Raw genomic sequence first — 16,232 nt, forward strand, 5'->3', positions numbered from 1 at the left:
CCCGTCCGTTGCAGGCCCGGATGCAAATTTGAAGGAGCGACGATGGCTCAGACCCTTTCGTTTAACGGTCGTAGGCGCGTACGCAAGTTTTTTGGAAAAATCCCCGAAGTAGCAGTCATGCCGAACCTCATCGAGGTTCAGAAGGCATCCTACGACCAATTTCTGATGGTTGAAGAGCCCGCCGGCGGTCGCCCGGACGAGGGCCTTCAGACCGTTTTCAAGTCGGTCTTCCCGATCACCGACTTCTCCGGCGCTTCCATGCTCGAATTCGTTTCCTACGAGTTCGAACAGCCGAAGTTCGACGTCGAGGAATGCCGCCAGCGTGATCTGACCTATGCAGCGCCGCTCAAGGTGACGCTGCGCCTCATCGTGTTCGATATCGACGAGGATACAGGCGCCAAGTCCATCAAGGACATCAAGGAACAGAACGTCTACATGGGCGACATGCCGCTCATGACCGACAACGGCACGTTCATCGTCAACGGCACCGAGCGCGTCATCGTCTCCCAGATGCACCGTTCGCCGGGCGTGTTCTTCGACCACGACAAGGGCAAGAGCCACTCGTCGGGCAAGCTGCTCTTCGCAGCACGCGTCATTCCCTATCGCGGTTCCTGGCTCGACATCGAGTTCGACGCCAAGGACATCGTACATGCGCGTATCGACCGCCGCCGCAAGATCCCCGTCACCTCGCTCCTCATGGCGCTCGGCATGGACGGCGAAGAGATCCTGTCGACCTTCTACACGAAGTCGCTCTACCAGCGCGACGGCGAAGGCTGGCGCGTACCCTTCAATCCGGACGCGCTGAAAGGCCAGAAGGCCGTCTCGGACATGGTGGACGCCGACACCGGCGAAGTCGTGGTGGAGATCGGCAAGAAGCTGACGCCGCGCCTCCTCAAGCAACTGTCCGAAAAGGGCCTCAAGGCCCTCAAGGCGACCGATGACGAACTCTACGGCAACTACCTTGCCGAAGACGTCGTCAACTATTCGACGGGTGAGATCTATCTCGAAGCCGGCGACGAAATCGACGAGAAGACCCTGCCGATCATCCTGGCGGCTGGCTTCGACGAGATCCCGGTCCTCGACATCGACCACATCAATGTCGGCGCCTACATCCGCTCGACGCTTGCCGCAGACAAGAACGAGAACCGCCAGGACGCGCTGTTCGACATCTACCGCGTCATGCGTCCGGGCGAACCGCCGACCATGGATTCGGCCGAAGCCATGTTCAACACGCTGTTCTTCGATGCGGAGCGTTACGACCTCTCCGCCGTCGGCCGCGTGAAGATGAACATGCGCCTCGACCTCGACGTCGCCGACACGGTGCGCACGCTGCGCAAGGACGATATCCTTGCCGTCGTGAAGATGCTGGTCGAACTGCGCGACGGCAAGGGCGAGATCGACGACATCGACAACCTCGGCAACCGTCGTGTGCGTTCGGTCGGCGAGCTGATGGAAAACCAGTACCGCCTCGGCCTCTTGCGCATGGAGCGTGCGATCAAGGAACGCATGTCCTCGATCGAGATCGACACGGTCATGCCGCAGGACCTGATCAACGCGAAGCCGGCGGCTGCCGCGGTTCGTGAATTCTTCGGTTCCTCGCAGCTCTCGCAGTTCATGGACCAGGTGAACCCGCTGTCGGAAATCACCCACAAGCGCCGCCTTTCGGCTCTTGGCCCGGGTGGTCTGACCCGCGAGCGCGCCGGCTTCGAAGTCCGCGACGTTCACCCGACGCACTACGGCCGTATCTGCCCGATCGAGACGCCTGAGGGACCGAACATCGGTCTGATCAACTCGCTCGCCACCTTCGCCCGCGTCAACAAGTACGGCTTCATCGAGAGCCCGTACCGCAAGATCGTCGACGGCAAGGTCACGAGTGACGTGGTCTACCTTTCCGCCATGGAAGAGGCGAAGTACCACGTCGCCCAGGCCAACTCGGTGCTCGAAGCCGACAACTCGTTTGCTGAAGAGTTCGTCGTCTGCCGCCACGCCGGCGAAGTCATGCTCGCCCCGCGCGACCAGATCAACCTGATGGACGTTTCGCCGAAGCAGCTCGTTTCGGTCGCGGCCGCGCTCATTCCGTTCCTCGAGAACGACGACGCGAACCGCGCGCTCATGGGTTCGAACATGCAGCGTCAGGCCGTGCCGCTTCTGCGTGCCGAAGCCCCGTTCGTCGGCACCGGCATGGAGCCGGTCGTCGCCCGTGACTCGGGCGCTGCCATCGCGGCCCGCCGCGGCGGTGTCGTCGACCAGGTCGACGCGACCCGTATCGTTATCCGCGCCACCGAAGACCTCGATCCGTCGAAGTCGGGCGTCGATATCTACCGGCTGCAGAAGTTCCAGCGTTCCAACCAGAACACCTGCGTCAACCAGCGCCCGCTGGTCACCGTCGGCGACGTTCTGAACAAGGGCGACATCATCGCGGACGGTCCGTCGACCGACCTCGGCGACCTCGCGCTCGGCCGCAACGCGCTCGTCGCGTTCATGCCGTGGAACGGCTACAACTACGAAGACTCGATCCTGATGTCCGAACGCATCGTCTCTGAAGATGTGTTCACCTCGATTCATATCGAGGAATTCGAAGTCATGGCTCGCGACACGAAGCTCGGCCCGGAAGAAATCACGCGCGACATTCCGAACGTTTCGGAAGAAGCGCTGAAGAACCTCGACGAAGCCGGTATCGTCTATATCGGTGCTGAGGTTCAGCCGGGCGACATCCTGGTCGGCAAGATCACCCCGAAGGGCGAAAGCCCGATGACGCCGGAAGAAAAGCTCCTGCGCGCCATCTTCGGTGAAAAGGCCTCCGACGTTCGCGACACCTCCATGCGCATGCCGCCCGGCACCTTCGGTACGGTCGTCGAAGTTCGCGTCTTCAACCGCCATGGCGTGGAGAAGGACGAACGTGCGATGGCGATTGAGCGTGAAGAGATCGAGCGTCTCGCCAAGGACCGTGACGACGAGCAGGCGATCCTCGACCGCAACGTCTACGGCCGTCTGGTCGACATGCTGCGCGGCCACGTCGCCGTTGCCGGCCCGAAGTCCTTCAAGAAGGGCACCGAGCTGTCGAACGCCGTCGTCTCCGAATATCCCCGCTCGCAGTGGTGGATGTTCGCCGTCGAGGACGAGAAAGTCCAGGGCGAGATCGAAGCGCTCCGTGGCCAGTACGACGAATCCAAGTCGCGCCTTGAACAGCGCTTCATGGACAAGGTCGAAAAGGTCCAGCGCGGCGACGAAATGCCCCCGGGCGTCATGAAGATGGTCAAGGTCTTCGTTGCTGTGAAGCGCAAGATCCAGCCGGGCGACAAGATGGCCGGCCGTCACGGCAACAAGGGTGTCGTCTCGCGCATCCTGCCGATCGAGGACATGCCGTTCCTCGAAGACGGTACGCATGTCGACATCTGCTTGAACCCGCTGGGCGTGCCCTCGCGCATGAACGTCGGCCAGATCCTCGAAACCCACCTTGCCTGGGCTTGCGCCGGCATGGGCAAGAAGATCGGCGACCTGCTCGACGAGTACCGCAAGACCATGGACATCTCCGACCTGAAGCGCGAGCTGACGGAAGTCTACGAGAGCGAAGCCAAGGATGAAGTCGCGCACTTCAACGACGAAGCCCTGGTTAAGCTGGCCGAGCAGTCCCGCAAGGGCGTCTCGATCGCAACGCCGGTCTTCGACGGTGCGCATGAGCCCGACGTTGCCAGCATGCTGGAACGCGCAGGCCTCAATTCCTCGGGCCAGTCGGTTCTCTACGACGGTCGTACGGGTGAGGCTTTCGACCGCAAGGTCACGGTCGGCTACATGTACATGATCAAGCTGAACCACCTTGTCGACGACAAGATCCACGCGCGCTCGATCGGTCCGTACTCGCTCGTTACCCAGCAGCCGCTGGGCGGCAAGGCGCAGTTCGGCGGCCAGCGCTTCGGGGAAATGGAAGTCTGGGCGCTCGAAGCCTACGGCGCCGCCTACACGCTGCAGGAAATGCTGACCGTGAAGTCGGACGACGTGGCGGGCCGCACCAAGGTGTACGAGGCGATCGTGCGTGGCGACGACACGTTCGAGGCGGGCATTCCGGAGAGCTTCAACGTTCTCGTCAAGGAAATGCGCTCGCTCGGCCTGTCGGTCGAACTCGAGAACTCCAAGGTCGATCCGAACGCGGAAGCTGGCCAGCTTCCCGACGCGGCGGAATAAGCCTGACAAGGTGCGCGCCGGAAAGGCGCGCACCGCTCCCGCTCCCGCCGGAAGGCGAGGGGCGGCTCATCCGTTTCAGGCAGTCGTGCGGCACCCGGGTATCGCCGCATTTGACTGCTAAGCAGAGGGCCACTGGCCCACGAAGGAGATAGGCATGAACCAAGAGGTCATGAACCTTTTCAACCCGCAGGTGCCTGCGCAGACGTTCGACTCCATCCGTATCTCGATCGCGTCGCCGGAAAAGATCCTGTCGTGGTCGTACGGCGAGATCAAGAAGCCGGAAACCATCAACTACCGCACGTTCAAGCCGGAACGCGACGGTCTCTTCTGCGCGCGCATCTTCGGGCCGATCAAGGATTACGAGTGCCTGTGCGGCAAGTACAAGCGCATGAAGTACAAGGGCATCATCTGCGAAAAGTGCGGCGTCGAAGTCACGCTGTCGCGCGTTCGCCGCGAGCGCATGGGCCATATCGAGCTCGCTGCGCCCGTTGCCCACATCTGGTTCCTGAAGTCGCTGCCGTCGCGCATCGCGACGCTCCTCGACATGACGCTGAAGGATGTCGAGCGCGTTCTCTATTTCGAGAACTACATCGTGACGGAGCCGGGCCTCACCGCGCTCAAGGAAAACCAGCTTCTTTCCGAAGAAGAATACATGATCGCCGTCGATGAATATGGTGAAGACCAGTTCACGGCGATGATCGGCGCCGAGGCCATCTACGAGATGCTCGCCTCGATGAACCTCGAAAAGATCGCCGGCGATCTGCGTCAGGATCTGGCCGACACCACGTCGGACCTGAAGCAGAAGAAGCTGATGAAGCGCCTGAAGATCGTCGAGAACTTCATGGAATCCGGCAACCGCCCGGAATGGATGATCATGAAGGTCGTTCCGGTGATCCCGCCGGACCTGCGCCCGCTCGTCCCGCTGGACGGCGGTCGTTTCGCGACGTCGGACCTCAACGATCTCTACCGCCGCGTCATCAACCGCAACAACCGTCTGAAGCGCCTCATCGAGCTGCGCGCACCGGGCATCATCATCCGTAACGAGAAGCGCATGCTTCAGGAATCGGTTGACGCCCTGTTCGACAACGGCCGCCGCGGCCGCGTCATCACCGGCGCCAACAAGCGTCCGCTGAAGTCGCTGTCCGACATGCTCAAGGGCAAGCAGGGCCGCTTCCGCCAGAACCTGCTCGGCAAGCGCGTCGACTATTCCGGCCGTTCGGTCATCGTGACGGGTCCGGAACTCAAGCTGCACCAGTGCGGCCTGCCGAAGAAGATGGCGCTCGAACTGTTCAAGCCGTTCATCTACGCCCGCCTCGACGCCAAGGGTTTCTCCTCGACTGTCAAGCAGGCCAAGAAGCTGGTTGAAAAGGAAAAGCCCGAGGTCTGGGATATCCTCGACGAGGTCATCCGCGAACATCCGGTTCTCCTGAACCGCGCACCGACGCTGCACCGCCTGGGCATCCAGGCCTTCGAACCGATCCTGGTCGAAGGCAAGGCGATCCAGCTGCACCCGCTCGTCTGCACGGCCTTCAACGCCGACTTCGACGGCGACCAGATGGCCGTTCACGTTCCGCTTTCGCTGGAAGCCCAGCTGGAAGCGCGCGTGCTGATGATGTCGACGAACAACATCCTGCATCCGGCGAACGGCGCACCGATCATCGTTCCGTCGCAGGACATGGTTCTTGGCCTCTACTATCTGGCGATCATGAACCAGAACGAGCCGGGCGAGGGCATGGCCTTCTCCGACATGGGCGAACTGCACCATGCGCTCGAGAACAAGGTCGTCACCCTGCACGCCAAGATCCGTGGCCGCTTCAAGACCATGGATGCCGACGGCAAGCTGGTCTCGAAGATCTATGAGACGACTCCCGGCCGCATGATCATCGGCGAACTTCTGCCGAAGAACGTCAACGTGCCGTTCGAGACCTGCAACCAGGAAATGACCAAGAAGAACATCTCCAAGATGATCGACACGGTCTACCGTCACTGCGGTCAGAAGGACACGGTCATCTTCTGCGACCGCATCATGCAGCTCGGCTTTGCCCATGCCTGCCGCGCCGGCATTTCGTTCGGCAAGGACGACATGATCATTCCGGAAACCAAGGCGAAGATCGTCGGTGATACCGAAAACCTCGTCAAGGAATACGAGCAGCAGTACAATGACGGCCTGATCACCCAGGGCGAAAAGTACAACAAGGTCGTCGATGCCTGGGGCAAGGCCACCGAAAAGGTTGCCGAGGACATGATGGCCCGAATCAAGGCCGTCGAGTTCGACCCGGAAACCGGTCGCCAGAAGCCGATGAACGCGATCTACATGATGTCCCACTCGGGCGCCCGTGGTTCTCCGAACCAGATGCGCCAGCTGGGCGGCATGCGCGGCCTCATGGCCAAGCCGTCGGGCGAGATCATCGAAACGCCGATCATCTCGAACTTCAAGGAAGGCCTGACCGTGAACGAGTACTTCAACTCGACGCACGGCGCCCGCAAGGGTCTGGCAGACACCGCCCTGAAGACCGCGAACTCCGGTTACCTGACCCGTCGTCTCGTCGACGTCGCGCAGGACTGCATCGTCACGCATGTCGATTGCGGCACCGAAACCGGCCTCACCATGACCGCCATCGTCGATGCCGGTCAGGTCGTGGCGTCGATCGGCACCCGCGTGCTCGGCCGTACCGCGCTCGACGATATCGACCATCCGGTCACCGGCGCGCGCATTGTCGATGCCGGCAAGATGATCCTCGAGCCCGACGTCGTCGAGATCGAGAAGGCCGGTATCCAGTCGATCCGCATCCGCTCGGCACTGACCTGCGAAATCCAGACCGGGGTCTGCGGCGTCTGCTACGGTCGCGACCTTGCACGCGGCACGCCCGTCAACATGGGCGAAGCCGTGGGCGTCATCGCGGCACAGTCGATCGGCGAGCCGGGCACCCAGCTCACCATGCGTACCTTCCACCTTGGCGGCACGGCGACCGTGGTCGACCAGTCGTTCCTGGAAGCATCGTATGAAGGCACGGTGCAGATGAAGAACCGCAACATGCTGCGCAACTCCGACGGTAACCTCGTCGCGATGGGCCGCAACATGGCGGTCACCATTCTCGACGAGCGCGGCGTGGAACGGTCCTCGCAGCGCGTCGCCTACGGTTCGAAGATCTTCGTCGATGATGGCGACAAGGTGAAGCGCGGCCAGCGTCTCGCCGAGTGGGACCCCTACACCCGTCCGATGATGACGGAAGTGGAAGGTACGGTTCACTTCGAAGACGTGGTCGACGGTATCTCGGTTCTGGAAACGACCGACGAATCCACCGGCATCACCAAGCGTTCGGTCATCGACTGGCGTTCGACGCCGCGCGGTACGGATCTGAAGCCGGCCATCGTCATCAAGGACAAGAACGGCGCTGTCGCCAAGCTGTCCCGCGGTGGTGAAGCTCGCTTCATGCTCTCGGTCGACGCGATCCTCTCGGTCGAACCCGGTCAGAAGGTCTCCCAGGGTGACGTTCTTGCCCGCTCGCCGCTGGAAAGCGCCAAGACCAAGGACATCACCGGTGGTCTGCCGCGCGTTGCCGAACTGTTCGAAGCCCGCCGTCCGAAGGACCACGCCGTCATCGCAGAGATCGATGGCACGGTTCGCTTCGGCCGCGACTACAAGAACAAGCGTCGCGTGATGATCGAGCCGGCGGAAGACGGTGTCGAGCCGGTCGAGTACTTGATCCCGAAGGGCAAGCCCTTCCACCTTCAGGACGGCGACTACATCGAAAAGGGTGACTACATCCTCGACGGCAATCCGGCGCCGCACGACATCCTGGCGATCAAGGGCGTGGAAGCACTCGCTTCCTACCTCGTGAACGAAATCCAGGAAGTCTACCGACTGCAGGGCGTTGTGATCAACGACAAGCACATCGAGGTGATCGTTCGCCAGATGCTGCAGAAGGTCGAGATCACGGATGCCGGCGACTCGACCTACATCGTCGGCGACAATGTCGACCGTATCGAGCTGGAAGACGTCAACGACAGCCTGATCGAGGAAGGCAAGAAGCCGGCATACGGCGATCCGGTCCTCCTCGGCATCACCAAGGCGTCGCTGCAGACCCCGTCGTTCATCTCGGCCGCGTCCTTCCAGGAGACCACCAAGGTTCTCACGGAGGCTGCGATCGCCGGCAAGACCGACGGCCTGCAGGGTCTCAAGGAAAACGTCATCGTCGGCCGCCTCATCCCGGCCGGCACGGGCGGCACCATGACCCAGATCCGCCGCATCGCGACGGCCCGCGATGAGATGATCCTCGACGAGCGCCGCAAGTCGACCGGCGCCGGCGTTGCAACCCCGATGCTGGCGGACCTCGCCGGCGGCGAGAATGCGGCGGCCGAGTAATCGCCCGCATTTTGACGAATGAAAAAGCCGCCCGGATTATTTCGGGCGGCTTTTTGTTTATGCGCAAGGACAGGGCGGGGCCGCTTGATCTGGCGCAACTGGCCAGATTGGAGCGGTTCTAAAGTCCATTCGTGTCCCAACGAATGGAGGTAGCCATGAAAATTCTGCTGGCGACGGTCGCCCTGTCGCTCCTTGCGACTGCGGCTCTTGCCGCCGATCCCGTTCCTGCCGATCTGCGCGCGACGGCGCTCGATATCTTCAAGCCCTTGCCGTCCACCTATCCTGCGGTCAGCGACAACCCCATCACGCCGGAGAAGATCGATCTCGGTAAGGCGCTGTTCTTCGATCCGCGCCTGTCGGCCTCGGGCGTCTTCTCCTGCAATTCTTGTCACAACCTGGCGACCGGGGGCGATGACAATCTCGAAACCTCGATCGGCCATGGTTGGCAAAAGGGGCCGCGCAACTCGCCGACGGCCCTGAATGCCGTCTTCAACGATGCGCAGTTCTGGGATGGTCGCGCGGAAGACCTCAAGGCGCAGGCCAAGGGGCCGATCCAGGCGGGTGTCGAAATGGCGAACACGCCGAACCAGGTCGTCGCGACGCTGAAATCGATGCCGAACTATGTCGAATGGTTCACGGCGGCCTTTCCAGACGAGGCCGATCCGGTGACGTTCGACAACATGGCGAAGGCGATCGAGGCCTTCGAGGCGACCCTGATCACGCCGGCGCCCTTCGACGCCTATCTCAATGGCGACGACGGGGCGATGACGGCGGAAGAGCAGGCGGGGCTGGCGCTCTTCATCGACAAGGGCTGCGCTTCGTGCCACAGCGGCGTCAATCTTGGCGGCAACGGCTACTATCCGTTCGGCCTTATCGAGAAGCCGGGGGCCGAGGTTCTGCCGGAGAACGACAAGGGCCGCTTTGCCGTGACGGCGACGGCGGACGACTCCTACGTCTTCCGCGCTGCGCCGCTGCGCAACGTCACGCTGACGGCGCCGTACTTCCATTCGGGCAAGGTGTGGAACCTGAAGCAGGCGGTTGCGATCATGGGCACCTCGCAGCTCGGCGAGGATCTTGCGGATACCGACGTGGACCGGATTGTGGCCTTCCTCGGCTCACTGGAAGGCCGGATGCCCGACGTGGTCTATCCGGTGCTGCCGGCAGAGACGGATGATACGCCTCTGCCGAGCGGCGAAATCAAGTAAGGGAGAGGGCGGTCATCAGGCGAACCGGATGATCGCCACCTCGCCCTCCAGGGCACCCTTGTAGGCGGAGGCATGCGGCTCGTCCTCCGGCACGCCGGTCAGCGTACCGATCTGGTCGAGGTCGGCTTCGAGGAAACCCTCTTCGGAAAGCGCGTTCAGCGCCTCGCGCACGGCGGTGTCGTCGTCGGGCGCACGCAGCATGACATGGATGTCGATGCCCTCGTCGCCCTCGCGCTCATAGGCCTTGCCGATGATGATGAAGACCATCGGATCGTCGAGCGTGTTGTTGTCGTTATCGGCATTGGCCGCCATGGCGGGCTCCTTTCGGGTCTGTGATGCCGGTTCTATAAAGGGTAGGGCGGCAAGGCCCAAATGCAAAATGGGCGGGCGCAGCAAAAGGTGATTCCCGATTCTGTTGGATGTACCCGGTCACGCACCGACTCTCAGGGTTGATTCCATCTTTACGCTTCCTTAATGTTCTCCAGCGATGGCTGGTGAGCCCGGATGCTTCCCGAAAGGGGCAGGGGAGGCCGCCGAAAGCCCCGCTTTTCAGGCAGGCCAGCCATTCCGCACCGGGATTCTTTCGCCTCGCCCCTTGACCTTTTGCCCTTAAGTCAGTAGACCGCACGCCATCAGAGCCTATGTGAGGCTGGCTGGTTCGGAATGACTCGTTCTGAAGTTCGCCTCAAACAGGGCTCGACGCACGTTGAGAACATGAATGCTGCACGCATGACGCGGTTATATCGCGTCCTCTGCCTATCAAAGGTCATCCGCTCAGGCGGATCGGCCTTTTATTGCGCATGAACACGCGTGTGGCCACCTATCGCCCGCAAGGGTAATGAGACACGATAAGGGATGGGTCTATGCCTACCGTAAACCAGTTGATCCGCAAGCCGCGCCAGGCGTCGGTTAAGCGCAACAAGGTTCCTGCCCTGCAGGAAAACCCCCAGAAGCGCGGCGTTTGCACCCGCGTCTACACGACGACCCCGAAGAAGCCGAACTCGGCTCTGCGTAAGGTCGCCAAGATCCGCCTGACCAATGGCTTCGAAGTCATCGGTTACATCCCGGGCGAAGGTCACAACCTGCAGGAACACTCTGTCGTCATGATCCGTGGCGGCCGCGTGAAGGACTTGCCGGGCGTGCGTTACCACATCATCCGCGGCGTTCTCGACACCCAGGGCGTCAAGAACCGCAAGCAGCGTCGTTCCAAGTACGGCGCGAAGCGTCCGAAGTAATACAGTAACCAGCGCCATTTCGCTGGCCAGATCATTCAAGATTGAGAGACAAAAAGTATGTCCCGTCGCCATAGAGCAGAAAAGCGCGAGATCAACCCGGACCCGAAGTTCGGCGACCTCGTTGTCACCAAGTTCATGAACGCCATCATGCTGGACGGCAAGAAGTCCGTCGCCGAAACGATCGTTTACGGCGCCTTCGATGTCGTTCAGGGCAAGGCAAAGGCCGATCCGCTCGGTGTTTTCCATTCGGCTCTCGACAACGTCGCTCCGCACGTCGAAGTGCGTTCGCGTCGCGTCGGTGGTGCGACCTACCAGGTTCCGGTCGACGTTCGCCCGGAGCGCCGTCAGGCTCTCGCAATCCGTTGGCTGATCGCAGCTGCCCGCAAGCGTAACGAAACGACCATGGTCGAGCGCCTTTCCGGCGAACTCATGGACGCAGCGAACAATCGCGGCAGCGCAGTGAAGAAGCGCGAAGACACGCACAAGATGGCTGACGCCAACCGTGCATTCTCGCACTACCGCTGGTAACCGAAACTAACGTCTCGAAAGGAGTCCGAAATGGCTCGCGAATACAAAATCGAAGACTACCGTAATTTCGGTATCATGGCGCATATCGACGCCGGCAAGACGACGACGACCGAACGCATCCTCTACTACACCGGCAAGTCCCACAAGATCGGCGAAGTCCATGACGGCGCCGCCACCATGGACTGGATGGAGCAGGAACAGGAACGCGGCATCACGATCACGTCGGCTGCCACCACGACCTTCTGGAAGGGCCGTGACGGCAAGACCCGCCGCTTCAACATCATCGACACCCCCGGCCACGTCGACTTCACCATCGAAGTCGAGCGTTCGCTGCGCGTACTCGACGGTGCGATCGCCCTTCTCGATGCCAACGCCGGCGTAGAGCCGCAGACGGAAACCGTCTGGCGTCAGGCTGAGAAGTACAACGTTCCGCGCATGATCTTCTGCAACAAGATGGACAAGACCGGCGCGGACTTCTACCGCTCGGTGTCCATGATCAAGTCGCGTCTCGGTGCGACCGCCGTCGTCATGCAGCTGCCGATCGGCGCTGAAAGCGACTTCAAGGGCGTCATCGACCTCGTCGAGATGAACGCTCTCGTCTGGCGCGACGAATCGCTCGGCGCCCAGTGGGACGTCGTCGAGATCCCGGAAGACATGAAGGCCAAGGCCGAGGAATACCGCGAGAAGCTCATCGAGACCGTCGTCGAGATCGACGAAGCCGCGATGGAAGCCTATCTCGAAGGCAATTACCCGGACAACGACCAGATCCGTGCGCTCGTTCGCCGCGGCACCATCGACGTGAAGTTCCACCCGATGTTCTGCGGTACGGCATTCAAGAACAAGGGCGTTCAGCCGCTGCTCGACGCCGTCGTCGACTACCTGCCGTCCCCGGCAGATATCCCTGCGATCAAGGGCATCGACGTCAAGACGGAAGCCGAAATCGAGCGTCATGCCGATGACGCCGAGCCGCTTTCCATGCTCGCGTTCAAGATCATGAACGACCCCTTCGTCGGTTCGCTCACCTTCGCCCGCATCTATTCCGGCAAGCTCGAAAAGGGCACGTCGGTCATGAACACGGTCAAGGAAAAGCGCGAGCGCGTCGGCCGTATGCTGCAGATGCACTCCAACTCGCGTGAAGACATCGAAGAAGCCTTTGCCGGCGACATCGTTGCTCTCGCTGGCCTCAAGGATACGACGACGGGCGATACGCTCTGCGATCCGCTGAAGCCGGTTATCCTGGAGCGCATGGAATTCCCCGAGCCGGTCATCCAGATCGCGATCGAGCCGAAGACCAAGAACGACCAGGAAAAGATGGGCCTCGCGCTCAACCGTCTGGCTGCCGAAGACCCGTCCTTCCGCGTCAAGACCGACGAAGAGTCCGGCCAGACGATCATCGCAGGCATGGGCGAACTTCACCTCGACATCATCGTCGACCGCATGCGTCGCGAGTTCAAGGTCGAAGCCAATGTCGGCGCGCCGCAGGTTGCTTACCGTGAGACGATCACGCGCAAGACCGAAAAGGACTACACGCACAAGAAGCAGACCGGTGGTACCGGCCAGTTCGCCCGCGTGAAGCTCGTGTTCGAACCGAACCCGGATGGCGAAGATTTCCTCTTCGAATCCAAGATCGTCGGCGGTGCTGTTCCGAAGGAATACATCCCGGGCGTTCAGAAGGGTATCGAAAGCGTTCTGTCCTCGGGTCCGCTCGCAGGCTTCCCGATGCTCGGCGTCAAGGCGACGCTCATCGACGGCGCCTTCCACGACGTCGACTCCTCGGTCCTCGCCTTCGAAATCGCATCGCGTGCCTGCTTCCGTGAAGCCTCGCGTGAAGCCGGCGCCCAGCTGCTGGAGCCGATGATGAAGGTCGAAGTCGTGACGCCGGAAGACTATGTCGGCGACGTCATCGGCGACCTGAACTCCCGCCGTGGCCAGATCCAGGGCCAGGAATCGCGCGGCGTCGCCGTCGTGATCTCCGCCAACGTGCCGCTGGCGAACATGTTCAAGTACGTGGACAACCTGCGCTCGATGTCGCAGGGTCGCGCCCAGTACTCGATGGTCTTCGACCACTATGCGCCGGTTCCGTCGAACGTCGCGCAGGAAATCCAGGCAAAGTACTCCGGTCAGAAGTGACCGGGGTACGCCCCCAAAAGCAATTTGTATGAATTTCCCCTTACGGGATCAGGAACGGAGAGCCGGAAATGGCAAAAGGTAAGTTTGAGCGCAACAAGCCTCACGTAAACATCGGCACGATCGGCCACGTTGACCATGGCAAGACGTCGCTGACGGCAGCGATCACGAAGTATTTCGGCGAGTTCAAGGCGTATGACCAGATCGACGCCGCACCGGAAGAAAAGGCCCGTGGCATCACCATCTCGACGGCGCACGTCGAGTATGAGACGCCGAACCGTCACTATGCGCACGTCGACTGCCCCGGCCACGCCGACTACGTCAAGAACATGATCACCGGTGCTGCCCAGATGGACGGCGCGATCCTGGTCTGCTCCGCCGCTGACGGCCCGATGCCGCAGACCCGCGAGCACATCCTGCTCGCCCGCCAGGTCGGCGTTCCCGCGATCGTGGTGTTCCTGAACAAGGTCGACCAGGTTGACGACGCCGAGCTTCTGGAACTCGTCGAACTGGAAGTTCGCGAACTTCTGTCGTCCTACGACTTCCCGGGCGACGACATTCCGATCGTCAAGGGTTCGGCTCTGGCCGCTCTCGAAGATTCGGACAAGAAGATCGGTGAAGACGCGATCCGCGAGCTGATGGCTCAGGTCGACGCCTACATCCCGACGCCGGAGCGTCCGATCGACCAGCCGTTCCTGATGCCGATCGAAGACGTGTTCTCGATCTCGGGCCGTGGTACGGTTGTGACGGGTCGCGTCGAGCGCGGTATCGTCAAGGTCGGTGAAGAAATCGAAATCGTCGGCATCCGCCCGACGACGAAGACGACCTGCACGGGCGTTGAAATGTTCCGCAAGCTGCTCGACCAGGGCCAGGCCGGCGACAACATCGGCGCGCTTCTGCGCGGCGTCACGCGTGACGGCGTCGAGCGTGGCCAGATCCTGTGCAAGCCGGGTTCGGTCAAGCCGCACAAGAAGTTCATGGCAGAAGCCTACATCCTGACGAAGGAAGAAGGCGGCCGTCATACGCCGTTCTTCACGAACTACCGTCCGCAGTTCTACTTCCGCACGACGGACGTGACCGGTATCGTTTCGCTGCCGGAAGGCACGGAAATGGTCATGCCGGGCGACAACGTCACGGTTGAAGTCGAGCTGATCGTTCCGATCGCGATGGAAGAAAAGCTGCGCTTCGCAATCCGCGAAGGCGGCCGTACCGTCGGCGCCGGCATCGTTGCCTCGATCGTCGAGTAAGACTTAAGGCTTCAGGCCGCTGAAATAGGAAGGGCAGGATGTCATCCTGCCCCTCCGGTCTTTGAAAATTTAGCGGACTGGCCTTTCGGCAATTGTATTTTCGCGTGCGTTCCGTTATGGGAACCGCCAGAATCAAAAACGCGCATTTCCCAAGAGAATCGCGCGAGTAACGAACTAAGGAAAAGTCGTATGAACGGCCAGAACATCCGCATCCGCCTCAAGGCGTTTGACCACCGGATCCTTGATGCCTCCACGCGTGAAATCGTGTCGACGGCAAAGCGCACCGGCGCAAGCGTCCGCGGCCCCGTTCCGCTCCCGACCCGTATTGAAAAGTTCACTGTCAACCGTTCGCCCCACGTGGACAAGAAGAGCCGTGAACAGTTCGAGATGCGCACGCACAAGCGCCTGCTCGACATCGTAGATCCGACGCCGCAGACCGTTGATGCTCTCATGAAGCTCGACCTCGCGGCCGGTGTAGACGTAGAGATCAAGCTCTAAGTCCGGCGCAAGCCGAAATAACAAGGAAGGTACGTGGCATTAAGCCGACGTCTTCTAAAAACGGGAAACCCGACGGCCGTAAGGCCCGAGTGGAATCCTTAAACCAAGAGGCATGACGGGACGTCACGATCCCGCCAGGACTTCTAAGAGGATTGAACCATGCGTTCAGGTGTGATTGCACAGAAAGTAGGGATGACTCGCGTCTATAATGACGCAGGTGAGCACATCCCTGTAACAGTATTGCGACTGGACAACGTCCAGGTCGTTGCCCAGCGTACGCAGGACAAGAACGGCTACACGGCCGTCCAGCTCGGCGCCGGCTCTTCCAAGGTGAAGAACACGGCAAAGGCGCTCCGCGGCCAGTTCGCCGCTGCAAGCGTCGAGCCGAAGGCCAAGCTCGTCGAATTCCGCGTTTCGGAAGACAACCTCATCGAAATCGGCGCGGAACTGACCGCGAGCCATTTCGTCGCCGGCCAGCTCGTCGACGTTACCGGCACCACGATCGGTAAGGGTTTTGCCGGTGCCATGAAGCGCCATAACTTCGGCGGTCTTCGTGCAACGCACGGCGTTTCCGTTTCGCACCGTTCGCACGGTTCGACTGGTAACAACCAGGACCCGGGCAAGGTCTGGAAGGGCAAGCGCATGGCTGGTCACATGGGCCAGACGCGCGTCACCACTCAGAACCTCGAAGTCGTCTCCACCGACGAAGAACGCGGTCTCATCCTCGTCAAGGGCGCTGTCCCGGGCTCCAAGGGCGCCTGGATCGTCGTTCGTGACGCCGTCAAGTCCGGCACCCCGTCCGACGCACCGCGTCCGGCCGCCGTGCGCGCCGCAGCCAAGTAAG

Annotated in this window: 10 protein-coding genes; 9 read left to right on the forward strand and 1 reads right to left on the reverse strand. The window is 61.4% G+C overall.

What is annotated here, in order from left to right:
- The first annotated feature begins 42 nt into the window (after positions 1–42).
- From rpoB to AKG11_RS04585, 3 genes are all read left to right on the forward strand, one after another.
- Positions 43–4,182, forward strand: coding sequence for a DNA-directed RNA polymerase subunit beta (gene rpoB, locus AKG11_RS04575; protein WP_024270436.1), 4,140 nt, complete (start codon positions 43–45; stop codon positions 4,180–4,182).
- Between the two features lie 154 nt (positions 4,183–4,336).
- On the forward strand, positions 4,337–8,548 hold the full coding sequence (gene rpoC, locus AKG11_RS04580; protein ID WP_050743077.1) for a DNA-directed RNA polymerase subunit beta': 4,212 nt from the start codon (positions 4,337–4,339) through the stop codon (positions 8,546–8,548).
- Positions 8,549–8,703: 155 nt separating this feature from the next.
- Positions 8,704–9,753 (forward strand): cytochrome-c peroxidase, encoded by a 1,050-nt coding sequence (locus tag AKG11_RS04585; RefSeq protein ID WP_050743078.1) that lies wholly within the window; start codon positions 8,704–8,706, stop codon positions 9,751–9,753.
- A 15-nt stretch (positions 9,754–9,768) separates the two neighbouring features.
- Here the strand turns inward: AKG11_RS04585 and AKG11_RS04590 are convergent, their stop codons facing one another.
- Positions 9,769–10,065, reverse strand: coding sequence for a hypothetical protein (locus AKG11_RS04590; RefSeq protein ID WP_023514254.1), 297 nt, complete (start codon positions 10,063–10,065; stop codon positions 9,769–9,771).
- A 551-nt stretch (positions 10,066–10,616) separates the two neighbouring features.
- Between AKG11_RS04590 and rpsL the strand changes: the two genes are divergently transcribed.
- From rpsL to rplC, 6 genes are all read left to right on the forward strand, one after another.
- A complete protein-coding gene (gene rpsL / locus AKG11_RS04595) occupies positions 10,617–10,988 on the forward strand; it encodes a 30S ribosomal protein S12 (protein ID WP_022719193.1) in 372 nt (123 codons plus the stop codon).
- A 57-nt stretch (positions 10,989–11,045) separates the two neighbouring features.
- Positions 11,046–11,516, forward strand: coding sequence for a 30S ribosomal protein S7 (rpsG, locus tag AKG11_RS04600; RefSeq protein ID WP_023516514.1), 471 nt, complete (start codon positions 11,046–11,048; stop codon positions 11,514–11,516).
- A gap of 30 nt (positions 11,517–11,546) precedes the next feature.
- The gene (gene fusA / locus AKG11_RS04605) at positions 11,547–13,646 is read left to right on the forward strand and encodes an elongation factor G (RefSeq protein WP_050743079.1); all 2,100 of its coding nucleotides are present in this window, start codon (positions 11,547–11,549) and stop codon (positions 13,644–13,646) included.
- Between the two features lie 68 nt (positions 13,647–13,714).
- Positions 13,715–14,890 (forward strand): elongation factor Tu, encoded by a 1,176-nt coding sequence (gene tuf, locus AKG11_RS04610; RefSeq protein WP_024270433.1) that lies wholly within the window; start codon positions 13,715–13,717, stop codon positions 14,888–14,890.
- Positions 14,891–15,079: 189 nt separating this feature from the next.
- Positions 15,080–15,388: a 30S ribosomal protein S10 gene (rpsJ, locus tag AKG11_RS04615; protein ID WP_003507767.1), complete on the forward strand. Its 309-nt coding sequence runs from the start codon at positions 15,080–15,082 to the stop codon at positions 15,386–15,388.
- 159 nt (positions 15,389–15,547) lie between these two features.
- Entirely contained in the window at positions 15,548–16,231 is a 684-nt protein-coding gene (rplC, locus tag AKG11_RS04620) for a 50S ribosomal protein L3 (RefSeq protein ID WP_024270438.1), read from the forward strand.
- The last annotated feature ends 1 nt before the right edge of the window (position 16,232 follow it).

This window comes from Shinella sp. SUS2 (assembly GCF_001262505.1).
Lineage (GTDB): Bacteria > Pseudomonadota > Alphaproteobacteria > Rhizobiales > Rhizobiaceae > Shinella.

Excerpts from the sequence above, each read along its gene's own strand:
- rpoB (WP_024270436.1), top strand. The coding sequence starts at position 43 with ATGGCTCAGACCCTTTCGTTTAACGGTCGTAGGCGCGTACGCAAGTTT.
- rpoC (WP_050743077.1), top strand. The coding sequence starts at position 4,337 with ATGAACCAAGAGGTCATGAACCTTTTCAACCCGCAGGTGCCTGCGCAG.
- AKG11_RS04585 (WP_050743078.1), top strand. The coding sequence starts at position 8,704 with ATGAAAATTCTGCTGGCGACGGTCGCCCTGTCGCTCCTTGCGACTGCG.
- AKG11_RS04590 (WP_023514254.1), bottom strand. The coding sequence starts at position 10,065 with ATGGCGGCCAATGCCGATAACGACAACAACACGCTCGACGATCCGATG.
- rpsL (WP_022719193.1), top strand. The coding sequence starts at position 10,617 with ATGCCTACCGTAAACCAGTTGATCCGCAAGCCGCGCCAGGCGTCGGTT.
- rpsG (WP_023516514.1), top strand. The coding sequence starts at position 11,046 with ATGTCCCGTCGCCATAGAGCAGAAAAGCGCGAGATCAACCCGGACCCG.
- fusA (WP_050743079.1), top strand. The coding sequence starts at position 11,547 with ATGGCTCGCGAATACAAAATCGAAGACTACCGTAATTTCGGTATCATG.
- tuf (WP_024270433.1), top strand. The coding sequence starts at position 13,715 with ATGGCAAAAGGTAAGTTTGAGCGCAACAAGCCTCACGTAAACATCGGC.
- rpsJ (WP_003507767.1), top strand. The coding sequence starts at position 15,080 with ATGAACGGCCAGAACATCCGCATCCGCCTCAAGGCGTTTGACCACCGG.
- rplC (WP_024270438.1), top strand. The coding sequence starts at position 15,548 with ATGCGTTCAGGTGTGATTGCACAGAAAGTAGGGATGACTCGCGTCTAT.